Raw genomic sequence first — 19,146 nt, forward strand, 5'->3', positions numbered from 1 at the left:
GGAGGGACTTGAACCCTCACGTCCGTAAGAACACTAACACCTGAAGCTAGCGCGTCTACCAATTCCGCCACCATCGCCCAAATGATTTCTTACTATCTACTATCTTGAAGTGAGTAAAACTTCGGATTTATATCACCAGCTTGGTGCGAAGGGAGGGACTTGAACCCTCACGTCCGTAAGAACACTAACACCTGAAGCTAGCGCGTCTACCAATTCCGCCACCATCGCATGTGCTGTGCAATATAAATCTGTACTACGGAGGCGAATTCTAGAGATTTTCGCGGTCAGGTCAATACTTATTTCCCCTAAGCGGGACGTTTGCTGTAAAAAGCATCATATGTTGATCAATTGATTTAATTACTGAAGTTTTCTTTATTGTATGTTCTGTTCCCGAGCTCATCTGATTCGGGTGGGTAATGGGCAAATAGTTTAATTAGCCAATCAATGAGCACTCTCACTCTGGGTGCTAAAAAACGGCCCGGAGGGTACATAATAAATAGCGGCATCACTGGCGGCGGTATGTGAGAGAGCACCTCAATCAATTCGCCTTGCGCTAATTGGCCCTGAATTCCGGCGGTAGGCGCCTGAATCAATCCTAAACCCGCCACACCAGCAGCAATATAAGCATCTGCACCACTGACACTCAAAATACTGGGTAAAATCCGATTTTCAATTTTCCCCTGACAAACAAATTCCAACGGGTAATCGCGATGGTTTAACTGGGAGAAATAGCCTACAGCTTGATGACCAGATAAATCATCCAGCGACACCGGAATACCGTATTTTTCTAAATAAGCCGGCGATGCGCAGGTAATTTGTGGTTGTTGACCAATATTTCGTGCAGCTAATTGTTCATCGTGCGGTAGCCAGGCGCGTAATACACAATCTACACCTTCACGCAGCAGGTCGATGGTGCTGTCATTCGCGCCGAGAATCAATGTGATATGAGGGTAGCGCTGATAGAAATCACTCAAGGCGGGGATGACCACATTTCGTGCCAGTGAATGTGGCATATCAATGCGTACCTTTCCTTCCGGTTGCAACCGCTGGTGGCTGAACAGCGAATCGGCCTCTTCAAATGCCGACAATAATTGCAGACAGCGGTGATAATACAGTGTGCCTTCGGCGGTGATATTCACTTGTCGGGTGGTGCGCACCAATAAGCGCACACCTAAGCGTTGTTCTAATCGCTTTAAGGTGTGGCTGACCGTGGCCCGAGGTAATTGCAGTTTTTCGGCCGCGCGGCTGAAACTGCCCAACTCAACAATACGGACGAATATCCGCATGGCTTGTATCTGGTCCATAATTGCCTTCGCCCATTGTTGGTGTTTTTTGAACAGTGATGAGTGATCTGCATTATTTATCTTTCCTCGTGAAACAACCACACTTTCTTCCGACATCACTAATCGGGAGTATCGCAATGCAACAACGTCAATTAGGTTCGAATGGCCCGCAGGTTTCAGCATTAGGCCTTGGCTGCATGGGAATGAGTGATTTCTACTCCACTAATCAGGATGCTAACGAGTCCATTGCGACTCTACATCGGGCGTTGGAGTTGGGCGTCACGCTGCTGGATACCGCTGATATGTATGGCCCATTTACCAATGAAGAGTTAGTAGGGCGGGCGATTAAGGGCAAACGTGATCAGGTCTTTTTAGCGACGAAGTTCGGTATTGTGCGTGACCCAACCGATCCGACGGTACGTGGTGTGAGCAGCCGTCCTGATTATATCCGCCAGTCGGTTGATGGCAGCCTCAAGCGCTTGGGGGTTGATGTCATTGACCTTTATTACCAGCATCGAGGTGATCCGCGTGTGCCGGTGGAAGATGTCATCGGGACTTTGGCTGATTTGGTCACCGCCGGTAAAATTCGCTATATCGGCTTGAGTGAAGTATCGGCAACAACATTGGAGAAAGCCCATCAGGTGCACCCGATTACTGCGGTGCAGAGTGAATACTCACTGTGGACGCGAGATGTGGAAACTTCCATTCTGGCAACCTGCCAACGATTGGGTGTCGGGTTTGTGGCCTATAGCCCATTAGGGCGCGGTTTCCTGACGGGGGCGATACGCAGCCCGAATGACCTGGCTGCTGATGATTTTCGCCGTAATAACCCACGTTTTCAGGGGGATAACTTTGCTCTGAATCTGGTGCTGGCCGATACAGTAACAAAAATGGCGCAGGATAAAGGGGTTAAACCTTCCCAATTAGCCTTAGCTTGGGTGCTGGCGCAGGGGGAATATATTGTGCCAATCCCAGGAACCAAGCGTCGTACTTATTTGGAAGAGAATCTGGGAGCATTAGATGTGGTGCTTAGCGCGCAAGAGTTGGCTGAGCTGGATGCGGTGTTCCCATTCCATGCCGCAGCAGGTGAACGCTACGGCGCGGAAGGGATGGTTTATCTTAACGCTTAATATTATTGACTAATAATATTAACGTTTTTTCTTAGGATCCCGTGGCGGACGCCCGACAGTCGCCTGATAGACCTTAAAGCGACCATTCTGCGCCAGCACTTCATGGCTGCCAAATGCGGCATCCAGCAGCGCAGGATAAGGCAAGAAGGAGTTCGCCACGATACGCAATTTGCCACCCACATGCAGGTGCGCGGTAGCACCTCGGATCAGCATCTCAGCCGCAGTCAGGCTGGTTTGAATTCCATCATGGAACGGTGGGTTAGAAATAATCATCTCGAAGCGGCCTTTAATGTCAGAGTAGACATTGCTGGCAATGACTTGCGCCTCGATATTATTTGCCGCCAATGTTGCCCGGCTGGCTTCAATTGCCGCGGCGCTCACATCACTCAAGGTCCATTTGATCTTTGGCGATTGTTGCGCCAAAACACAGGCCAGTACACCAGCGCCACAACCGACATCCAGTACACTACCTTTAAACGGCTCGCTGAAAGTGGAGAGCAGGAGATGGCTACCAGAATCCAGCGAATCGCGGCTGAATACACCTGGCAGGGTTTTTACGATGACATCACCCACCTGATAGCTTTCCCACCAGGCATCGGCATCAAATTCCGGCTGTTTATCCAGGCGACCATGATAGAGGCCGCAACGGCGGGCGCTATCAATTTTGGTTAATTGCGCAAACTCTGACAGCATCTCTTCTGCACTGCGCACACCACTGCGATTTTCACCCACCACAAAAACATCACAACCGACGGGCAGCAAAGATAACAGATTGGCCAGTTGGAACTGGGCTTCTTGTTTGCTTTTTGGCCAGTAATAAACCAGCGTATCGCAGGCGGCGACTGTTTCAGGTGTTGCCACAAGACCGAATTGAACATTCTCGTCCAGCGTATTGCTCAGTAATTGCCAGTGGTGATATTGATTGGTGTGAACCCGTATCCCGGCTGCATCAAATTGCGCTGGCAGCGCATCTTGTAAATCACCGGCAAACAACACGTGGCGGGCTATAAATTCATCACTATGGCGCAGTATCACTTCACTGGCTGGGGTTAATGCAGACATCAGTCTTTGGCTCCTTAAGAATATGATCGGGGATTATAGAGGTTTGTTGGCGCATGTTCGATGGGTTTGCTAGCATAGCGTCGAAATACGGGTCGCTTTGACAGGAAAGGGCATGGCATCAAGACGAGACTTACTGTTACAACAGCTTGGTATTACACAGTGGACATTGCGCCGCCCAGCCGTTTTGCAAGGTGAAATTGCCATACGTTTACCCGACGATACCCGCCTGTTAATTGTCGCAGACCCGATTCCTGAGCAGGATGACCCGCTGTTGTGCGATGTGTTGCACAGCCTTGGACTCACTCCCCGCCAGGCCTATGCGCTGACGCCGGATCAGGTGGCAATGTTACCTGAGGAGACACAGTGCAACAGTTGGCGATTGGGCATCAGTGAACCGCTTGCGGTTGCGGGTGCGCAGTTATACAGCCCGGCCCTGACCGGACTTTATCAAGACGCGAGCGCTAAGCGCGCACTTTGGCAGCAGATTTGTCATCATGAAGCAGATTTCTATCCTGACGCCAGCCGATCTGGCCACAGCGTACAAAATTGAACAAGCCAGCCATGCTTTCCCGTGGACGGAAAAAACCTTAGCCAGCAATCAAGGCGAGCGCTACCTCAATTTCAAGCTGAATATTGGGGAGCAAATGGCCGGTTTTGCCATTACCCAAATTGTATTGGATGAAGCAACGTTATTTAATATTGCTATTGATCCACAGTATCAGCGCCAAGGATGTGGCCGTTTACTGCTTGAGCATGTCATTACAGAATTGGAAAAACGCCAGATTGTCACGCTTTGGCTCGAAGTTCGCGCCTCAAATGCGCGTGCGATCGCCTTGTACGAAAGCCTGGGGTTCAACGAAGTTTCGGTGCGGCGCAATTACTATCCGAATGCGGATGGGCGTGAAGATGCCATTATGATGGCATTACCGATGGGGTAGTGCCTTTTTGCCGATTATCTGTCTCGAATAACGACAGTTTGTCTTGAAAAAATTGTCTATCCCGCATAAATCAGGGAAAATACCGCGCTATAACCACTTATACCCAAAAGTGATAGGAATCGCTGCTGATAACGCGGTTTTTCAAGTAAAAGGGTATAGCGCCATAATCAATGCCTTGCTTTGCTTGGGCCATGCATCAATCGGATGTGAGGCCCAGAGCAGGGCGGCCTAAAAGTAGAAATTTCAAATTATGTCTCCAAGTGAATACGCACTGGAAGTCGCGAAAAGACGTACTTTCGCGATAATTTCCCACCCCGATGCCGGTAAAACCACCATTACCGAAAAAGTGTTGCTGTTCGGGAACGCCATTCAGACCGCTGGTACAGTAAAAGGCCGTGGCTCAAGCCACCATGCCAAATCTGACTGGATGGAAATGGAAAAGCAACGTGGTATCTCCATCACTACTTCCGTGATGCAGTTTCCCTATGGTGGTTGCCTGGTCAACTTGCTCGATACCCCAGGGCATGAAGACTTCTCCGAAGATACTTACCGTACATTGACCGCCGTTGACTGCTGTTTGATGGTGATTGACGCGGCTAAAGGGGTCGAAGATCGCACGCGCAAGCTGATGGAAGTTACCCGTCTGCGTGATACGCCAATCCTGACCTTTATGAATAAATTGGACCGCGATATTCGTGATCCGATGGAAGTGCTGGATGAAGTGGAACGTGAGCTGAAAATTGCTTGTTCACCCATTACCTGGCCGATTGGTTGCGGTAAGTTGTTTAAAGGGGTTTATCACCTTTATAAAGATGAAACTTACCTGTATCAGACCGGTAAAGGTCACACCATTCAGGAGGTGCGCATTGTTAAAGGGCTGAACAACCCGGATCTGGATGTTGCTGTGGGGGAAGATCTGGCTAAACAGTTCCGCCAAGAGCTGGAACTGGTTCAGGGAGCATCGCATGAGTTCGATCATGACGCTTTCTTGTCTGGTGATTTAACACCGGTATTCTTCGGTACTGCGCTGGGGAACTTTGGTGTCGACCATATGCTAGATGGTTTGGTTGAGTGGGCGCCTGCGCCAATGCCACGTAAAACCGACACTCGCGAAGTGGTAGCAGCTGAAGAGAAATTCACCGGTTTTGTCTTTAAAATTCAGGCCAATATGGACCCGAAACACCGTGACCGTGTCGCTTTCTTACGGGTGGTTTCTGGCCGCTTTGAAAAAGGCATGAAACTGCGTCAGGTGCGTACCAAAAAAGATGTGGTGATTTCAGATGCACTGACCTTTATGGCTGGTGACCGTTCCCACCTCGAAGAAGCCTATGCCGGGGATATTATCGGCCTGCACAACCACGGGACTATTCAGATTGGTGATACCTTCACTCAAGGTGAAGATATGAAGTTCACCGGTATTCCGAACTTTGCACCTGAATTGTTCCGCCGTATTCGCCTGCGTGACCCATTGAAACAGAAACAGTTGCTCAAAGGCTTGGTTCAGTTGTCAGAAGAGGGCGCAGTACAAGTGTTCCGCCCGCTGACCAACAACGATCTCATTGTTGGGGCTGTCGGTGTTCTACAGTTTGAAGTGGTGTCTTCACGGCTGAAAAGCGAATACAACGTCGAGGCGGTATATGAATCCGTTAACGTATCAACCGCACGTTGGGTTGAATGTGACGATGTGAAGAAATTCGAAGAGTTTAAACGTAAGAATGAGGTTAACCTGGCATTAGATGGTGGTGATAATTTGAGCTATATCGCCCCAACGATGGTCAATCTCAATATTACGCAAGAGCGTTATCCGGAAGTGCGTTTCCGTAAAACTCGCGAACATTAATCAAGCCGTAAGCCGCATTCTATCGGGGTGCTCAGTGCCCCGATTCATTAATTTCCTTCATTATTTTCTCTCTAAGATAACTCTCACTTAGTTGTAATATTCCCGTTTTAGTCCTATTCCGACTGTAAATCTTCTGAGATGCTCTATCTTTATAGGGACCAGCAGGATTGACTGGTATCAAATTTGAATCAGTTAATCTGCAATAATCGTAAAGTATTCATCAAATTTCCACCCATATAAGGTGGAGTAAGAATCCAAAAATTGAGGCGTTACTCTGGTTTGGGTTCATAACAACGAAGGAAGAAATCGATGACAAACACAAAATTTGCCCGTTCAATGATGGCTGTTGTTTTAGGTACCGCACTGATGAGTGGTAGCGTGTTGGCAGAAGAAACCATGCTTAATAAAGCTGATAATGTTGTAGACAGTACTGGTGCGAAACTCGACAGCTCCATGAAGAAAGTCGACAACTACATGGGTGACAGTGCGGCAACGGCTAAAGTAAAAAGCGCATTGCTGGAAGAGAAAACCCTTAAAAGCACTGATATCTCAGTCGAAACCAACCATGGTGTTGTCACACTGACGGGTTTTGTGACTTCTCAGGCCGAAGCCGAAACCGCAGTTGATATCGCCAAAAACGTTGAAGGCGTCAAATCTGTCAGCGATAAGCTACATGTGAAAGATCAAAAATCACAATCAGTTAGCGAATATGCCGGTGATGCAGCAACCACCAGTTCAATCAAAGCCAAATTACTGGCTGATGACATCGTACCATCACGTAAAATTACCGTAGAAACCACTGATGGCGTGGTGCAGTTATCCGGTAATGTTGAAAATAAAGCTCAGGCCGAACGTGCCGAAAATATTGCTAAAGCCGTTAATGGCGTAAAAAGCGTTAAAAACGACCTCAGTATCAAGCCTTAATTATTATACGGCTGATGGGTATTTCGTGGGGCCACAATATAACCTGCGAAATACCCTTTAATAAGTCTGTCAGCCAAATAATTCATCCAATATATCCAAAGTAATACGACTTCTGTCAGATACGCTACTGTTAAATAGACAGAGGTGGTTTAAGAGTGATTTTCAAGCGTGAGTTATGAAATCATTTTTTCAAACGGGAAGGAGAAGCTTATGTTTCGCTGGGGCATTATATTTCTGGTTATTGCGTTAATCGCAGCGGCATTAGGTTTTGGTGGGCTAGCCGGTACGGCAGCCTGGGCTGCTAAAGTTGTTTTCGTTGTCGGTATTATTCTATTCCTCATCAGTTTGTTTACAGGACGTAAGCGCCTTTAGTTAGGTGTAAGGGTTACAGCAAAGGTAAGAAGGGGTATTCTCATCACCTGCTGTAACGGAATTAAGGATGGATGGTGGGATACAGAATACCTATCACGCTCGGTAATATTGAGCCACTCGCCTATAAACCATACCAACCCGGTAAAATGGCGTTGGTTTGCGAGGGCGGCGGGCAGCGGGGAATTTTTACAGCCGGTGTGCTGGATGAATTCCAGCGCGCCCGCTTTAACCCTTTTGATCTGATGATCGGCACCTCTGCGGGCGCGCAAAATCTCTCTGCTTTTATCTGCGGTCAACCCGGCTACGCGCGGCGCGTGATTACCCGTTATACCACTACAGCTAACTTCTTTAATCCACTGCGCTTTGTGCGTGGCGGGCATCTTATTGATCTTGATTGGCTGGTGGATATCACCTCACAACAATTGCCACTGGCAATGGATCAAGCCGAAAAGCATCTACGCGAGGGCCGTGAATTTCTCATGTGTGCTTGCCGGAGTGATGATTTCGAACCTACCTATATCTCTCCGACGAAAGAAAGCTGGTTACCGGCGATTAAGGCTTCTAGCGCCATTCCGGGCTTATATCGGCAAGGGGTTGATTTAGATGGGGTAAGTTATCTTGATGGCGGTATTAGTGATGCTATTCCGGTTGAAGAAGCTTATCGCCGTGGGGCCGATACGATTGTCGTTATCCGCACTGTACCTTCGCAGGCTTATTACACGCCGCAATGGATGAAGCGAATGGAGCATTGGTTGAGTGAGAGTAGCTTGCAGCAACTGGTGCGAATTATGCAGCAGCATGAGCAGAGTTATCATCGTATTCAGCAATTTATTGAAAAACCACCGGGCGACTTGCGCATTTTCGAGATTTTCCCGCCTAAGCCGCTGGCCAGTAATGCTTTGGGGAGCCGAATCCCTGCGTTGAATCGGGACTATCATTTAGGGCGTCGCTGTGGCCGCTATTTTCTGGCAACCGTAGGGCACTGGCTGTTACCGCGAGATCAGTTAGAACAGTCTGAGATTAACAGTGGCAAAACGTCGATCTCCCTTTCCCGCCGAATGATCCAGCCGCAAGATATTAACCAGCCAGATGATATGGCTGACTTGATTGACAATGATGATTCTTCATTTGCTATCACTCAATCACCGGAGATTACCGCGCCTGCAAATGTTGTAAAAGCTTCGGATCATCATCTTCCACCTCAGATGACGGTAGCAGACAGCGGGTTGATTATTCCGACAGTGACTCGGAGCAAGAAAAAGCCATTACAAGCGGAGATTATTTTGCCGCCAGATGTGGCGAAAACCAAGGGTGATACCGCGTAATGGCAGTGATTAGCGGGCAAATGCCCTATTTTATCGATACACATTGTCACTTTGATTTTCCCCCTTTCCGTGGCGCGGAAGCGGCCAGCTTATTGAGTGCCGGGCAAGCGAATGTCAGGCAAATTATTGTGCCTGCCGTCAGTGCAGATTATTTCCCGCGTATTCTCGATTTGGCAGCGATCTATCCGCCATTATTTGCCGCACTGGGCATGCATCCGCTTTATATTGCGCAGCATCAAGAGGTCGATTTAGTCACCCTGGCCTCAGCGCTGGCGACTAAAACAGAAAAACTGGTCGCGGTGGGGGAGATTGGTCTGGATCTCTATATGGATGAGCCGCAGTTACCCCGGCAATTGGCACTCTTGAATGCCCAGCTAAAATTGGCCAAACAGTATGATCTTCCAGTGATTTTGCATTCACGTCGTTCGCACGATCAGCTGGCTTCCGCATTGCGTAAAGCTGCCTTGCCACGTACGGGAGTGGTTCACGGCTTTGCAGGTAGTTTAGCGCAGGCACAGGCATTCATTCGCTTGGGTTATTATATTGGCGTGGGTGGAACCATCACTTATGAACGGGCGCAGAAAACCCGTAATGTCATGGCGGCATTACCGTTATCTGCATTATTACTGGAGACAGACGCGCCGGATATGCCACTGGCTGGTTTTCAAGGTCAACCCAATCGACCAGAGCGAGCGGCTAATGTATTCGCTGCATTGTGTGAGTTACGTCAAGAAGCACCACAAGATATTGCTATTCAGCTTCTGCTCAATAGCCAACGCTTATTTCATTTACCTCCAGCCGATCAATCCACACTTTAGGTTTTGACGCTGCCATACAAACCACACTAATAGTTAGCCAGATACGCTTTTTTGTCATTTTGATGTGACGCCTGTCACGTTAATGGCTTTGCGGTTACTTTTAGTTGTGTTTATTTGTGACAGAGATTGTTTGATCATCAGATCATGCCGGTATAATCCCCCCCACATTATTTTAATACAAATTATTAACAGGATTATCGGCATGCTCATGAGTTTAGTCGGAATGGCAGTACTGATATTAATAGCCGTACTTCTTTCAAGTAATTTTAGGGCGATTAATATCCGCACTGTAGTTGGGGCATTTATTATTCAGGTTGGTATTGGCGCGCTGGTTTTATATGTACCGGTAGGGCGTCGTATTCTGGGTGGCATGTCTGAAGGCGTTGCGAATGTTATTGCTTACGGCAATGACGGGATTTCATTTATGTTTGGCGGTTTGGTTTCCGACAAAATGTTTGAAGTTTTTGGTGGCGGCGGTTTTGTATTTGCCCTGCGAGTCTTGCCCGTCATTGTGTTCTTCTCCTCATTAATCGCCGTTTTATATTATATCGGTGTTATGCAATTGGTGATTAAAGTCTTGGGCGGTGGATTACAAAAACTGTTGGGGACTTCGCGTACTGAATCCCTTTCTGCCACAGCCAATATTTTTGTCGGCCAGACTGAAGCTCCATTAGTGGTGCGCCCCTATATTGCCACCATGACCCAATCCGAATTATTTGCGGTAATGTGCGGTGGTTTGGCTTCGGTCGCCGGTTCTGTATTAGCCGGTTATGCGCAAATGGGCGTACCGTTGGAATACCTGATTGCCGCCTCCTTTATGGCCGCACCTGGTGGGTTACTGTTTGCCAAACTGATGGTGCCAGAGACCGAAAAAACCCGTGATAATGTTGATGCGGCCACACTGATTGCTGAAGATGACCGACCGGCTAACATCATTGATGCTGCGGCGTCTGGCGCGGCGTCGGGCCTACAACTGGCACTGAATGTCGGGGCGATGCTACTGGCCTTTATTGCATTGATTGCATTGCTAAATGGTATTCTGGGCGGCATCGGCGGCTGGTTCGACTATCCGCAACTTTCGATGGAATTGATTCTGGGCTGGGTATTCTCACCAATTGCCTATCTGATCGGTATTCCGTGGAGCGAGGCGATGGTGGCAGGTTCCTTTATCGGCCAGAAGATCATTGTGAATGAATTCGTGGCATTTATGAATTTCGGTCAGTACCTACAGGCTGAAGAGCTGGTGCGTGCTGCCGGTTTGCAGGTGCTTTCTGAACATTCTAAAGCCATTATCTCCTTCGCGCTGTGTGGTTTTGCCAACTTATCCTCTGTCGCCATCTTGTTGGGTGGATTAGGTAGCATGGCCCCTAACCGCCGCCACGATATCGCGCGCTTTGGTTTAAAAGCGGTGGCGGCAGGTACCTTATCGAACTTGATGAGTGCCACCATCGCCGGCTTTTTCCTGGCATTATAATTAGGCTAGCTTGACTTGCCATTTTGGGATTGGGTAGTGCTCGGGACTTGTCACGTACTTCGTGTACGCTCCAGTCCCTGCGCGCTGTCCGCATCCAAACTGTCTGCGCCGCTGACGCCTAATTATTTTAGGGTTTAGCCCATAATCCTGCGTATTTCTGCCCATAAGCTATCCTTGATGCGAGTGGGCGTTTACTGGCTGAAAGCTATAAATCAGGTTATTTTGTGACTCTAATCACATATAATATCGGCGCGTTACAAGTTACTATTGATTAATGTGAATTTGAACACATCTCATATGCTGATAACGTGTTCAAATAGAGCTATAAGTTAGTGCGGTGAGATGGATCTCAATTGCCACCCAGATGGGGCTATCTTCAAGGAACCAAGTCCGCTCGCCAACGTATTGAGCTAGAACCATTCGGCTCATAAATAAATGCTCAGCTTTGGCAAGGTGCCGGGGCTGAAATAGTGTTGGAGAGTTTTATGACCGATTTAACCGCCTGCGCGAATCTTAATGATTATGCCAAACGCGCGCTGAGTTTAATGGATTTAACCACCCTGAATGACGACGATACCGACGATAAGGTTATTTCTCTGTGTCATCAGGCTAAAAGTCCTGCCGGTAATACCGCGGCAATCTGTATTTATCCTCGCTTTATTCCTATTGCGCGTAAAACATTACGTGAGCAGGGAACGCCTGAAATCCGCATTGCAACGGTCACCAATTTCCCTCACGGCAATGATGATATTGCCATTGCGCTAGCTGAAACCCGTGCTGCGATTGCCTATGGTGCTGATGAAGTGGATGTGGTTTTCCCCTATCGCGCCTTAATGGCCGGTAACGATAAAGTCGGTTTTGAATTGGTGAAACAGTGCAAAGAAGCCTGTGCTGACGCCAATGTATTGCTGAAAGTTATCATTGAAACCGGTGAGTTGAAGCAGGAACATTTGATTCGTCAGGCCTCCGAGATTGCTATCAACGCTGGGGCTGATTTTATCAAAACCTCCACCGGTAAAGTGCCAGTTAATGCCACGTTGGAAAGTGCTGGCATCATGATGCGTACCATTCGTGACCTGGGTGTGGCGAAAACTGTTGGTTTTAAACCGGCGGGTGGTGTGCGCACTGCGGAAGACGCGGCACAATTCCTACAGTTGGCGGATCAATTGATGGGTGAAGGCTGGGCTGATGCTCGCCACTTCCGTTTCGGTGCCTCCAGTCTGTTAGGCAGCTTGTTGACGACATTGGGTCATCAGAGCAACAGCAAAACTACCGGCTACTAATCATTATCTCAGTCATTGAACTGAGCAGATGCACTGCGGGCTATTTTGTCCGCTGTGCTGCTTTTATTTCATAAGCAGGGGGATACCTTGTTTCTCGCACAAGAAATTATCCGTAAAAAACGCGACGGCCAGGCACTGAGTGAAGAAGAGATTCGTTTCTTTATTAATGGTATTCGCGATAACGTGGTTTCCGAAGGGCAAATTGCCGCTCTGGCGATGACCATTTATTTCCATGATATGAGCATGCCAGAACGTGTGGCGCTCACTATGGCAATGCGTGATTCTGGCACCGTGCTGAACTGGAAGAGCCTAAACCTTAATGGCCCGATTGTGGACAAGCACTCCACCGGCGGTGTGGGGGATGTGACTTCCTTGATGCTCGGCCCAATGGTAGCGGCCTGCGGCGGCTATGTACCGATGATCTCGGGGCGTGGCTTGGGTCATACCGGCGGAACATTGGACAAACTGGAAGCGATTCCTGGTTTTGATATTTTCCCCGACGACAGTGCCTTTCGCAAAATCATTCAGGATGTCGGCGTTGCTATTATCGGCCAAACCAGCTCGCTGGCACCGGCGGATAAGCGCTTTTATGCCACCCGCGATATCACCGCTACGGTAGATTCCATCCCGCTGATTACCGCTTCTATTCTGGCTAAAAAGCTGGCTGAAGGGTTGGATGCGCTGGTGATGGATGTCAAAGTGGGGTCGGGTGCTTTTATGCCGACTTATCAGCTATCTGAGGACTTGGCCAAGGCCATTGTCGGTGTTGCTAATGGCGCGGGTTGTAAAACCACAGCGCTATTGACTGACATGAATCAGGTATTGGCGTCCAGTGCCGGTAATGCGGTTGAAGTGCGCGAAGCGGTGCGTTTCCTGACTGGCGAATATCGTAACCCACGTCTGTTGGAAGTGACGATGGCGCTGTGTGTCGAGATGCTGCTATCCGGCGGCTTGGCGCAAAATGATGCCGATGCTCGTGCTAAGCTGCAAGCAGTATTGGATAACGGCAAAGCGGCGGAAATCTTCGGTCGTATGGTCGCTGCGCAAAAAGGCCCGAGCGATTTTGTCGAACGCTATGACAGTTACTTGCCAGCCGCCATGTTAAGCAAGCCGGTGTTTGCTGAACGGTCAGGAATTATCACTGCTATGGATACCCGAGCATTAGGTATGGCCGTAGTTTCCCTTGGTGGTGGTCGCCGTCGAGCAACTGATCCTATTGACTACAGTGTGGGCCTGACTGATATGGCCCGCTTGGGTGCCAGTGTTGATGGTCAACAGCCATTAGCGGTGATTCATGCCAACAATGAAGATGACTGGCAGCAGGCAGCAGATGCAGTACGTGCGGCAATCACATTAGGCCAAAAAGCACCGGAAGAAACCCCGGTGGTTTATCGCCGTATTACTGAATAAACACCATACTTTAAAGGTGCCGCACAGTGTGTGAACCTAGGCAGGAGAAAATGATGAAACGTACATTTATTATGGTATTAGACTCATTTGGTATCGGCGCTAGCGCTGATGCTAACAAGTTTGGCGACGAAGGGGCCGACACTCTGGGCCACATCGCCGAGGCCTGCGCCCGTGGTGAAGCCGATATTGGCCGCAGCGGCCCATTGACACTGCCTAACCTGAGCCGCTTAGGGTTAGGTAAAGCCGCCGAAGAATCTACCGGTAAATTCCCGCCAGGGCTGGATAAGAATGCAGACATCATTGGTGCTTATGGGTATGCCAGTGAGTTATCTTCCGGTAAAGATACCCCATCGGGTCACTGGGAAATTGCCGGTGTACCGGTGTTGTTCGACTGGGGCTATTTCAGTGATGTGGAGAATAGTTTCCCACAGGAATTGCTGGATAAACTGGTCAAACGCGCTAATTTGCCGGGCTATTTGGGTAATTGCCACTCTTCAGGCACCGTGATTCTTGATCAACTCGGCGAAGAGCACATGAAAACCGGGAAACCGATTTTCTACACCTCTGCGGACTCCGTGTTCCAGATTGCCTGTCATGAAGAGACTTTTGGGCTGGATCGCCTGTATGAACTGTGCGAAATCGCTCGCGAAGAGCTGACTGAAGGCGGCTACAATATTGGCCGTGTGATTGCGCGCCCATTCATTGGTGATAAGCCAGGTAACTTCCAGCGCACCGGTAACCGCCACGATTTGGCAGTTGAACCGCCAGCACCTACCATGTTGAAAAAACTGGTGGATGAGAAGGGCGGCGAAGTGGTTTCTATTGGTAAAATTGCCGATATCTACGCCCACGTTGGCATCACGCAGAAAGTGAAGGCGACCGGTCTGGATGCTCTGTTTGATGCCACTATCGAAGAGATGAAAAAAGCCGGTGACAACACCATAGTTTTCACTAACTTTGTAGATTTTGACTCTTCTTATGGTCATCGTCGCGATGTTGCGGGTTATGCCGCCGCGCTGGAATTGTTTGACCGCCGCTTGCCAGAACTGATGGCGCTAGTGAAAGAAGATGACATTCTGATCCTGACTGCTGACCACGGTTGTGACCCAACCTGGCCGGGCACCGATCATACCCGCGAGCATATTCCGGTCTTGGTTTATGGGCCGAAAGTGAAACCGGGTTCACTGGGCCACCGTGAGACGTTTGCTGATATTGGGCAGACGGTCGCCAAGTATTTCGACCTTTCCCCAATGGATTATGGCAAATCAATGCTTTGATTGCCGATGGGCAGTTCAGTTATATAAATTTTAATTCTCTGATTTTTAAGGAAAGTGATTATGGCAACGCCACATATTAATGCAGAAATGGGTGATTTCGCTGACGTTGTACTGATGCCAGGGGATCCGCTGCGTGCGAAGCATATCGCAGAAACCTTCCTGAAAGATGTGAAGCAAGTGAATGATGTGCGTGGCATGTTGGGTTTCACTGGCACCTATAAAGGGCGCAAAATTTCAGTGATGGGTCATGGTATGGGGATTCCTTCTTGCTCCATTTACGCGAAAGAACTGATCACTGATTTTGGCGTGAAGAAAATCATCCGCGTGGGTTCCTGCGGTGCGGTGCGTGAAGACGTTAAACTGCGCGATGTGGTTATCGGTATGGGCGCTTGTACTGATTCTAAAGTGAACCGCCTGCGCTTTAAAGACCACGACTATGCGGCGATTGCTGATTTCGATATGACTCGCAATGCCGTTGATGCGGCAAAAGCGAAAGGTCTGAATGTTCGTGTGGGCAATATATTCTCTGCAGATCTATTCTATACGCCAGATCCGCAAATGTTTGATGTCATGAAAAAATACGGCATCCTGGGAGTGGAAATGGAAGCGGCAGGTATCTATGGTGTTGCTGCTGAATTTGGTGCGAAAGCCCTGACTATCTGTACTGTATCTGACCATATCGTTACCGGTGAACAAACCACCGCCGCTGAGCGTCAAACCACTTTCAACGATATGATTGAGATTGCGTTGGAATCTGTGTTGCTGGGTGATAAAGAGTAATTTCGTACTGCGTTTCCAATTCAGCGGCAGAATTCTCTGCCGCTGAAGCTGAATCTATTTATCATCCGGTTTCTTATCTGTCTCAGGTGTTTCCTCTTCACTCTCATCTTCTTTGACTGGCTTATTGGCGGTCAGTAGATAAGGTGATTGCTGCCAGCGGCTCCGGCGACCTTGCAGCAAGGTTCGAGCCAGAATAATACCGACGGCCAGTGCTACCAGAATCATTAGCCGTAGTAAATTAGTGGTATTATCCACTTGCTTGGATTCTGTGGCGAGTACGTGGGTATCGAGTGTCATGCGCAGAAACCCGGTTGGCCCGCTCTTACCGGGGATCAATTCAACAATCTGGTGATTGAAATAACTGCCAGGGCGTTTACCATCCAAAGCCAGTCTATCTCGCACTTTAACGTTCTCTCCGGCATTGGCAACCAACGTACCGTCAATCTGATATACACTGGCATCCAATATGCGGCTGGATTGCGTCAATTGCTGAATAATCGCATCGACTTTCTGGCTATCAATATCATCATCACCGGTATCCATAATGGGTGACAGGCTGAAGGTGACTTGTTTCGCCAAGGTTTTCGCCAGCTCTTCAACCTGTTCCGAGCGGGCAAGTTGATGACTGAGGCTAAAATAGGATGCCCCTTGCATAAGCAATACCAATAATGCAAGGCAAATCAATACAATAGCGGTGCGATGTAAGCGGAATTTTAATTTAGCCTTGGCCATGCAGGTTCCTTGCACTAATCAGTGACTTTATGTTGCCAGAAGCCAGGGCGATAGGATAGCTTGATGCGTCCTTTTGTCTGCCTTTACCCCGTTTTCTACAGGAGTCATTCATGTCTAATAGTCTGACCTATTGCGATCTTCCCGCGGAGATCTATCAATGGCCGGGTCTACCACTTTCACTCAGTGGCGATGAAGTTATGCCGCTGGATTATCGGGCTGGTCATACAGGTTGGCTGTTGTACGGCAGAAAACTGGATAAAAAGCGTATTACTGATTTTCAACGCCAGCTGGGCGCGGCAATGGTAATTGTCTCCGCCTGGTGTGTGGAAGATTATCAAGTTATCCGTCTGGCGGGCAGCTTGACTCCGCGAATTAAAACGCTGGCCGATGAAAGCGGGCTGGACGTGGCTCCGTTAGGGGCTATCCCACATCTGCGTACGCCGGGCTTGTTAGTGATGGACATGGATTCCACGGCTATCCAAATTGAATGTATTGATGAGATTGCCAAGTTGGCGGGGGTCGGTGAAGAGGTGGCGGCAGTCACTGAGCGCGCCATGCAAGGCGAGTTGGATTTCTCCGCCAGTTTGCGCCAGCGCGTGGCAACTCTAAAAGGGGCCGATGCCAATATCCTCAAACAAGTGCGTGATGGATTGCCATTGATGCCAGGGCTGACCAGTTTAGTGCGCAAACTTCAAGCGCTGGACTGGCATGTGGCGATTGCTTCCGGCGGTTTTACCTATTACGCCGAATATCTGCGCGACAAATTGCGGCTGGTTGAAGTGGCAGCCAATGAGCTGGAAATCAAAGACGGCAAACTGACCGGCAAAGTACTGGGGCCGATTGTCGATGCACAATACAAGGCTGATACGCTGCTCAAACTGGCTGAAAAACTGAATATCCCTGTGGCACAAACCGTGGCAATCGGCGATGGTGCCAATGACCTGAAAATGATGCAGGCAGCCGGACTGGGTCTGGCTTTCCACGCCAAACCTAAAGTTTATGCCAAAGCAAAAGTGGCTATCCGCCACGGCGATTTGCTGAGTGTACTTTGTATTTTGACCGGCAGTCTGAAACACGAAGAGAGGTGAAAGGTGGCTAAAGCACCAAAACGGGCGTTCGTCTGTAATGAATGTGGGGCTGATTACCCGCGCTGGCAGGGGCAATGCAGTGCCTGTAATGCCTGGAATACCATTACCGAGATTCGGCTAGCTGCCGCGACATCATCGACCCGTAATGAACGTTTTGGCGGCTATGCCGGTGATGCTGGTGTCAGTCGGGTTCAGAAATTATCCGACATCAGTTTGGAAGAATTACCACGCTTTTCAACCGGCTTCCTTGAATTTGATCGGGTGCTGGGCGGCGGTGTGGTGCCGGGCAGTGCCATTCTTATCGGCGGCAACCCCGGTGCGGGGAAAAGTACCCTGCTGTTGCAAACGCTGTGTAAATTGTCCGAAAATATGAAAACCCTGTATGTCACTGGCGAAGAGTCACTGCAACAGGTCGCGATGCGCGCGCATCGTTTGGGATTACCCACTGCGGGCCTGAACATGCTGTCTGAAACCAGTATTGAGCAGATTTGCCTAATTGCCGAACAAGAACAGCCTCGGCTGATGGTGATTGACTCAATTCAGGTGATGCACATGGCGGATATCCAATCGTCGCCGGGCAGTGTGGCGCAAGTGCGTGAAACTGCCGCTTATCTCACCCGTTTTGCCAAAACCCGTGGCGTTGCTATCGTGATGGTGGGGCATGTGACCAAAGATGGTTCGCTGGCGGGGCCGAAAGTATTGGAACACTGCATCGACTGCTCGGTGATGCTCGATGGCGACGGCGACTCACGTTTTCGTACTTTGCGTAGCCACAAAAACCGCTTTGGGGCCGTCAATGAGTTGGGCGTATTTGCCATGACCGAACAGGGTCTGCGCGAGGTCAGTAATCCGTCGGCGATTTTCCTGAGCCGCGGTGATGAAGTGACGGCGGGCAGTTCAGTGATGGTGGTATGGGAAGGGACGCGTCCATTACTGGTTGAGATTCAGGCGCTGGTGGATCACTCGATGATGTCGAATCCGCGTCGGGTGGCGGTCGGGCTGGAGCAAAATCGGTTGGCAATTTTGCTGGCCGTGTTGCACCGCCACGGTGGTTTGCAGATGTCAGATCAGGATGTGTTCGTCAATGTGGTCGGTGGGGTGAAAGTGACGGAAACCAGTGCTGACCTGGCCTTGCTGATGTCGCTGGTTTCCAGTTTGCGTGACCGCCCACTGCCACAGGATTTAGTGGTGTTTGGTGAGGTCGGGCTAGCGGGTGAAATTCGTCCGGTGCCAAGTGGTCAGGAACGTATCTCCGAGGCGGCCAAGCACGGGTTTAAACGCGCTATCGTGCCTTATGCCAATATGCCGAAGAAACCCTTGCCTAATATGCAGGTTTTCGGGGTCAAAAAACTGGCCGATGCACTGGCGGTGTTGGAAGATTTGTAGCACCTCATTTAGTCGTGTTCATCG

General features: G+C 49.4%; 18 protein-coding genes and 2 tRNA genes. 15 read left to right on the forward strand and 5 right to left on the reverse strand.

The features are described from left to right. The 3 genes from QSV56_RS04170 to QSV56_RS04180 all read right to left on the reverse strand — a co-directional run bounded on the left by QSV56_RS04170 (window position 1) and on the right by QSV56_RS04180 (window position 1,304). Window positions 1–69: transfer RNA gene (locus tag QSV56_RS04170), tRNA-Leu, on the reverse strand. A gap of 72 nt (window positions 70–141) precedes the next feature. Next, window positions 142–228, reverse strand: a tRNA-Leu gene (locus QSV56_RS04175). Between the two features lie 125 nt (window positions 229–353). Continuing rightward, window positions 354–1,304 (reverse strand): LysR family transcriptional regulator, encoded by a 951-nt coding sequence (locus QSV56_RS04180; protein ID WP_019080594.1) that lies wholly within the window; start codon window positions 1,302–1,304, stop codon window positions 354–356. A gap of 116 nt (window positions 1,305–1,420) precedes the next feature. Here QSV56_RS04180 and QSV56_RS04185 point away from each other — a divergent pair, with 116 nt between their 5' ends. Further along, entirely contained in the window at window positions 1,421–2,413 is a 993-nt protein-coding gene (locus QSV56_RS04185; protein WP_046051626.1) for an aldo/keto reductase, read from the forward strand. Window positions 2,414–2,431: 18 nt separating this feature from the next. On the opposite strand, the gene rsmC is transcribed toward QSV56_RS04185, so the two are convergent. Then, window positions 2,432–3,475, reverse strand: a complete 1,044-nt coding sequence (gene rsmC / locus QSV56_RS04190) for a 16S rRNA (guanine(1207)-N(2))-methyltransferase RsmC (protein WP_019080592.1) — start codon at window positions 3,473–3,475, stop codon at window positions 2,432–2,434. Between the two features lie 112 nt (window positions 3,476–3,587). Between rsmC and QSV56_RS04195 the strand changes: the two genes are divergently transcribed. From QSV56_RS04195 to deoD, 12 genes are all read left to right on the forward strand, one after another. Beyond that, the gene (locus QSV56_RS04195) at window positions 3,588–4,025 is read left to right on the forward strand and encodes a DNA polymerase III subunit psi (RefSeq protein WP_019080591.1); all 438 of its coding nucleotides are present in this window, start codon (window positions 3,588–3,590) and stop codon (window positions 4,023–4,025) included. Further along, a complete protein-coding gene (gene rimI, locus QSV56_RS04200; RefSeq protein ID WP_046051625.1) occupies window positions 3,970–4,413 on the forward strand; it encodes a ribosomal protein S18-alanine N-acetyltransferase in 444 nt (147 codons plus the stop codon). The genes QSV56_RS04195 and rimI overlap by 56 nt, the downstream gene beginning before the upstream one ends. A gap of 250 nt (window positions 4,414–4,663) precedes the next feature. Further along, the gene (prfC, locus tag QSV56_RS04205; RefSeq protein WP_019080589.1) at window positions 4,664–6,253 is read left to right on the forward strand and encodes a peptide chain release factor 3; all 1,590 of its coding nucleotides are present in this window, start codon (window positions 4,664–4,666) and stop codon (window positions 6,251–6,253) included. Between the two features lie 309 nt (window positions 6,254–6,562). Then, window positions 6,563–7,177, forward strand: a complete 615-nt coding sequence (gene osmY / locus QSV56_RS04210; protein WP_046051624.1) for a molecular chaperone OsmY — start codon at window positions 6,563–6,565, stop codon at window positions 7,175–7,177. 210 nt (window positions 7,178–7,387) lie between these two features. Beyond that, window positions 7,388–7,549, forward strand: a complete 162-nt coding sequence (locus QSV56_RS04215) for a DUF1328 domain-containing protein (RefSeq protein WP_004389381.1) — start codon at window positions 7,388–7,390, stop codon at window positions 7,547–7,549. 71 nt (window positions 7,550–7,620) lie between these two features. Continuing rightward, window positions 7,621–8,874 (forward strand): patatin family protein, encoded by a 1,254-nt coding sequence (locus QSV56_RS04220; protein ID WP_019084020.1) that lies wholly within the window; start codon window positions 7,621–7,623, stop codon window positions 8,872–8,874. Between the two features lie 20 nt (window positions 8,875–8,894). Then, the gene (locus QSV56_RS04225; protein WP_301211309.1) at window positions 8,895–9,692 is read left to right on the forward strand and encodes a TatD family hydrolase; all 798 of its coding nucleotides are present in this window, start codon (window positions 8,895–8,897) and stop codon (window positions 9,690–9,692) included. Window positions 9,693–9,894: 202 nt separating this feature from the next. Continuing rightward, window positions 9,895–11,166: a NupC/NupG family nucleoside CNT transporter gene (locus tag QSV56_RS04230; RefSeq protein WP_019084018.1), complete on the forward strand. Its 1,272-nt coding sequence runs from the start codon at window positions 9,895–9,897 to the stop codon at window positions 11,164–11,166. A 485-nt stretch (window positions 11,167–11,651) separates the two neighbouring features. Next, the gene (gene deoC / locus QSV56_RS04235) at window positions 11,652–12,449 is read left to right on the forward strand and encodes a deoxyribose-phosphate aldolase (protein WP_019084017.1); all 798 of its coding nucleotides are present in this window, start codon (window positions 11,652–11,654) and stop codon (window positions 12,447–12,449) included. Window positions 12,450–12,536: 87 nt separating this feature from the next. Further along, a complete protein-coding gene (gene deoA, locus QSV56_RS04240; protein WP_032900925.1) occupies window positions 12,537–13,859 on the forward strand; it encodes a thymidine phosphorylase in 1,323 nt (440 codons plus the stop codon). Between the two features lie 53 nt (window positions 13,860–13,912). Beyond that, window positions 13,913–15,136, forward strand: a complete 1,224-nt coding sequence (gene deoB / locus QSV56_RS04245; protein ID WP_046695463.1) for a phosphopentomutase — start codon at window positions 13,913–13,915, stop codon at window positions 15,134–15,136. Window positions 15,137–15,196: 60 nt separating this feature from the next. Continuing rightward, window positions 15,197–15,916 carry a purine-nucleoside phosphorylase gene (gene deoD / locus QSV56_RS04250; protein WP_019084014.1) on the forward strand — a complete coding sequence of 240 codons (720 nt, stop codon included), beginning with the start codon at window positions 15,197–15,199 and terminating at the stop codon, window positions 15,914–15,916. A 54-nt stretch (window positions 15,917–15,970) separates the two neighbouring features. Here the strand turns inward: deoD and QSV56_RS04255 are convergent, their stop codons facing one another. Further along, window positions 15,971–16,648 (reverse strand): YtjB family periplasmic protein, encoded by a 678-nt coding sequence (locus tag QSV56_RS04255; RefSeq protein ID WP_019080580.1) that lies wholly within the window; start codon window positions 16,646–16,648, stop codon window positions 15,971–15,973. A gap of 110 nt (window positions 16,649–16,758) precedes the next feature. Here QSV56_RS04255 and serB point away from each other — a divergent pair, with 110 nt between their 5' ends. Both serB and radA read left to right on the forward strand, forming a co-directional pair. Continuing rightward, complete coding sequence (gene serB / locus QSV56_RS04260; protein ID WP_050121565.1) at window positions 16,759–17,736, forward strand: phosphoserine phosphatase; 978 nt, start codon at window positions 16,759–16,761, stop codon at window positions 17,734–17,736. Between the two features lie 3 nt (window positions 17,737–17,739). Beyond that, window positions 17,740–19,122, forward strand: a complete 1,383-nt coding sequence (radA, locus tag QSV56_RS04265; RefSeq protein ID WP_019080578.1) for a DNA repair protein RadA — start codon at window positions 17,740–17,742, stop codon at window positions 19,120–19,122. The last annotated feature ends 24 nt before the right edge of the window (window positions 19,123–19,146 follow it).

Source organism: Yersinia sp. 22-579, from assembly GCF_030433455.1.
In the GTDB taxonomy this organism is placed as follows: Bacteria; Pseudomonadota; Gammaproteobacteria; order Enterobacterales; family Enterobacteriaceae; genus Yersinia; species Yersinia enterocolitica.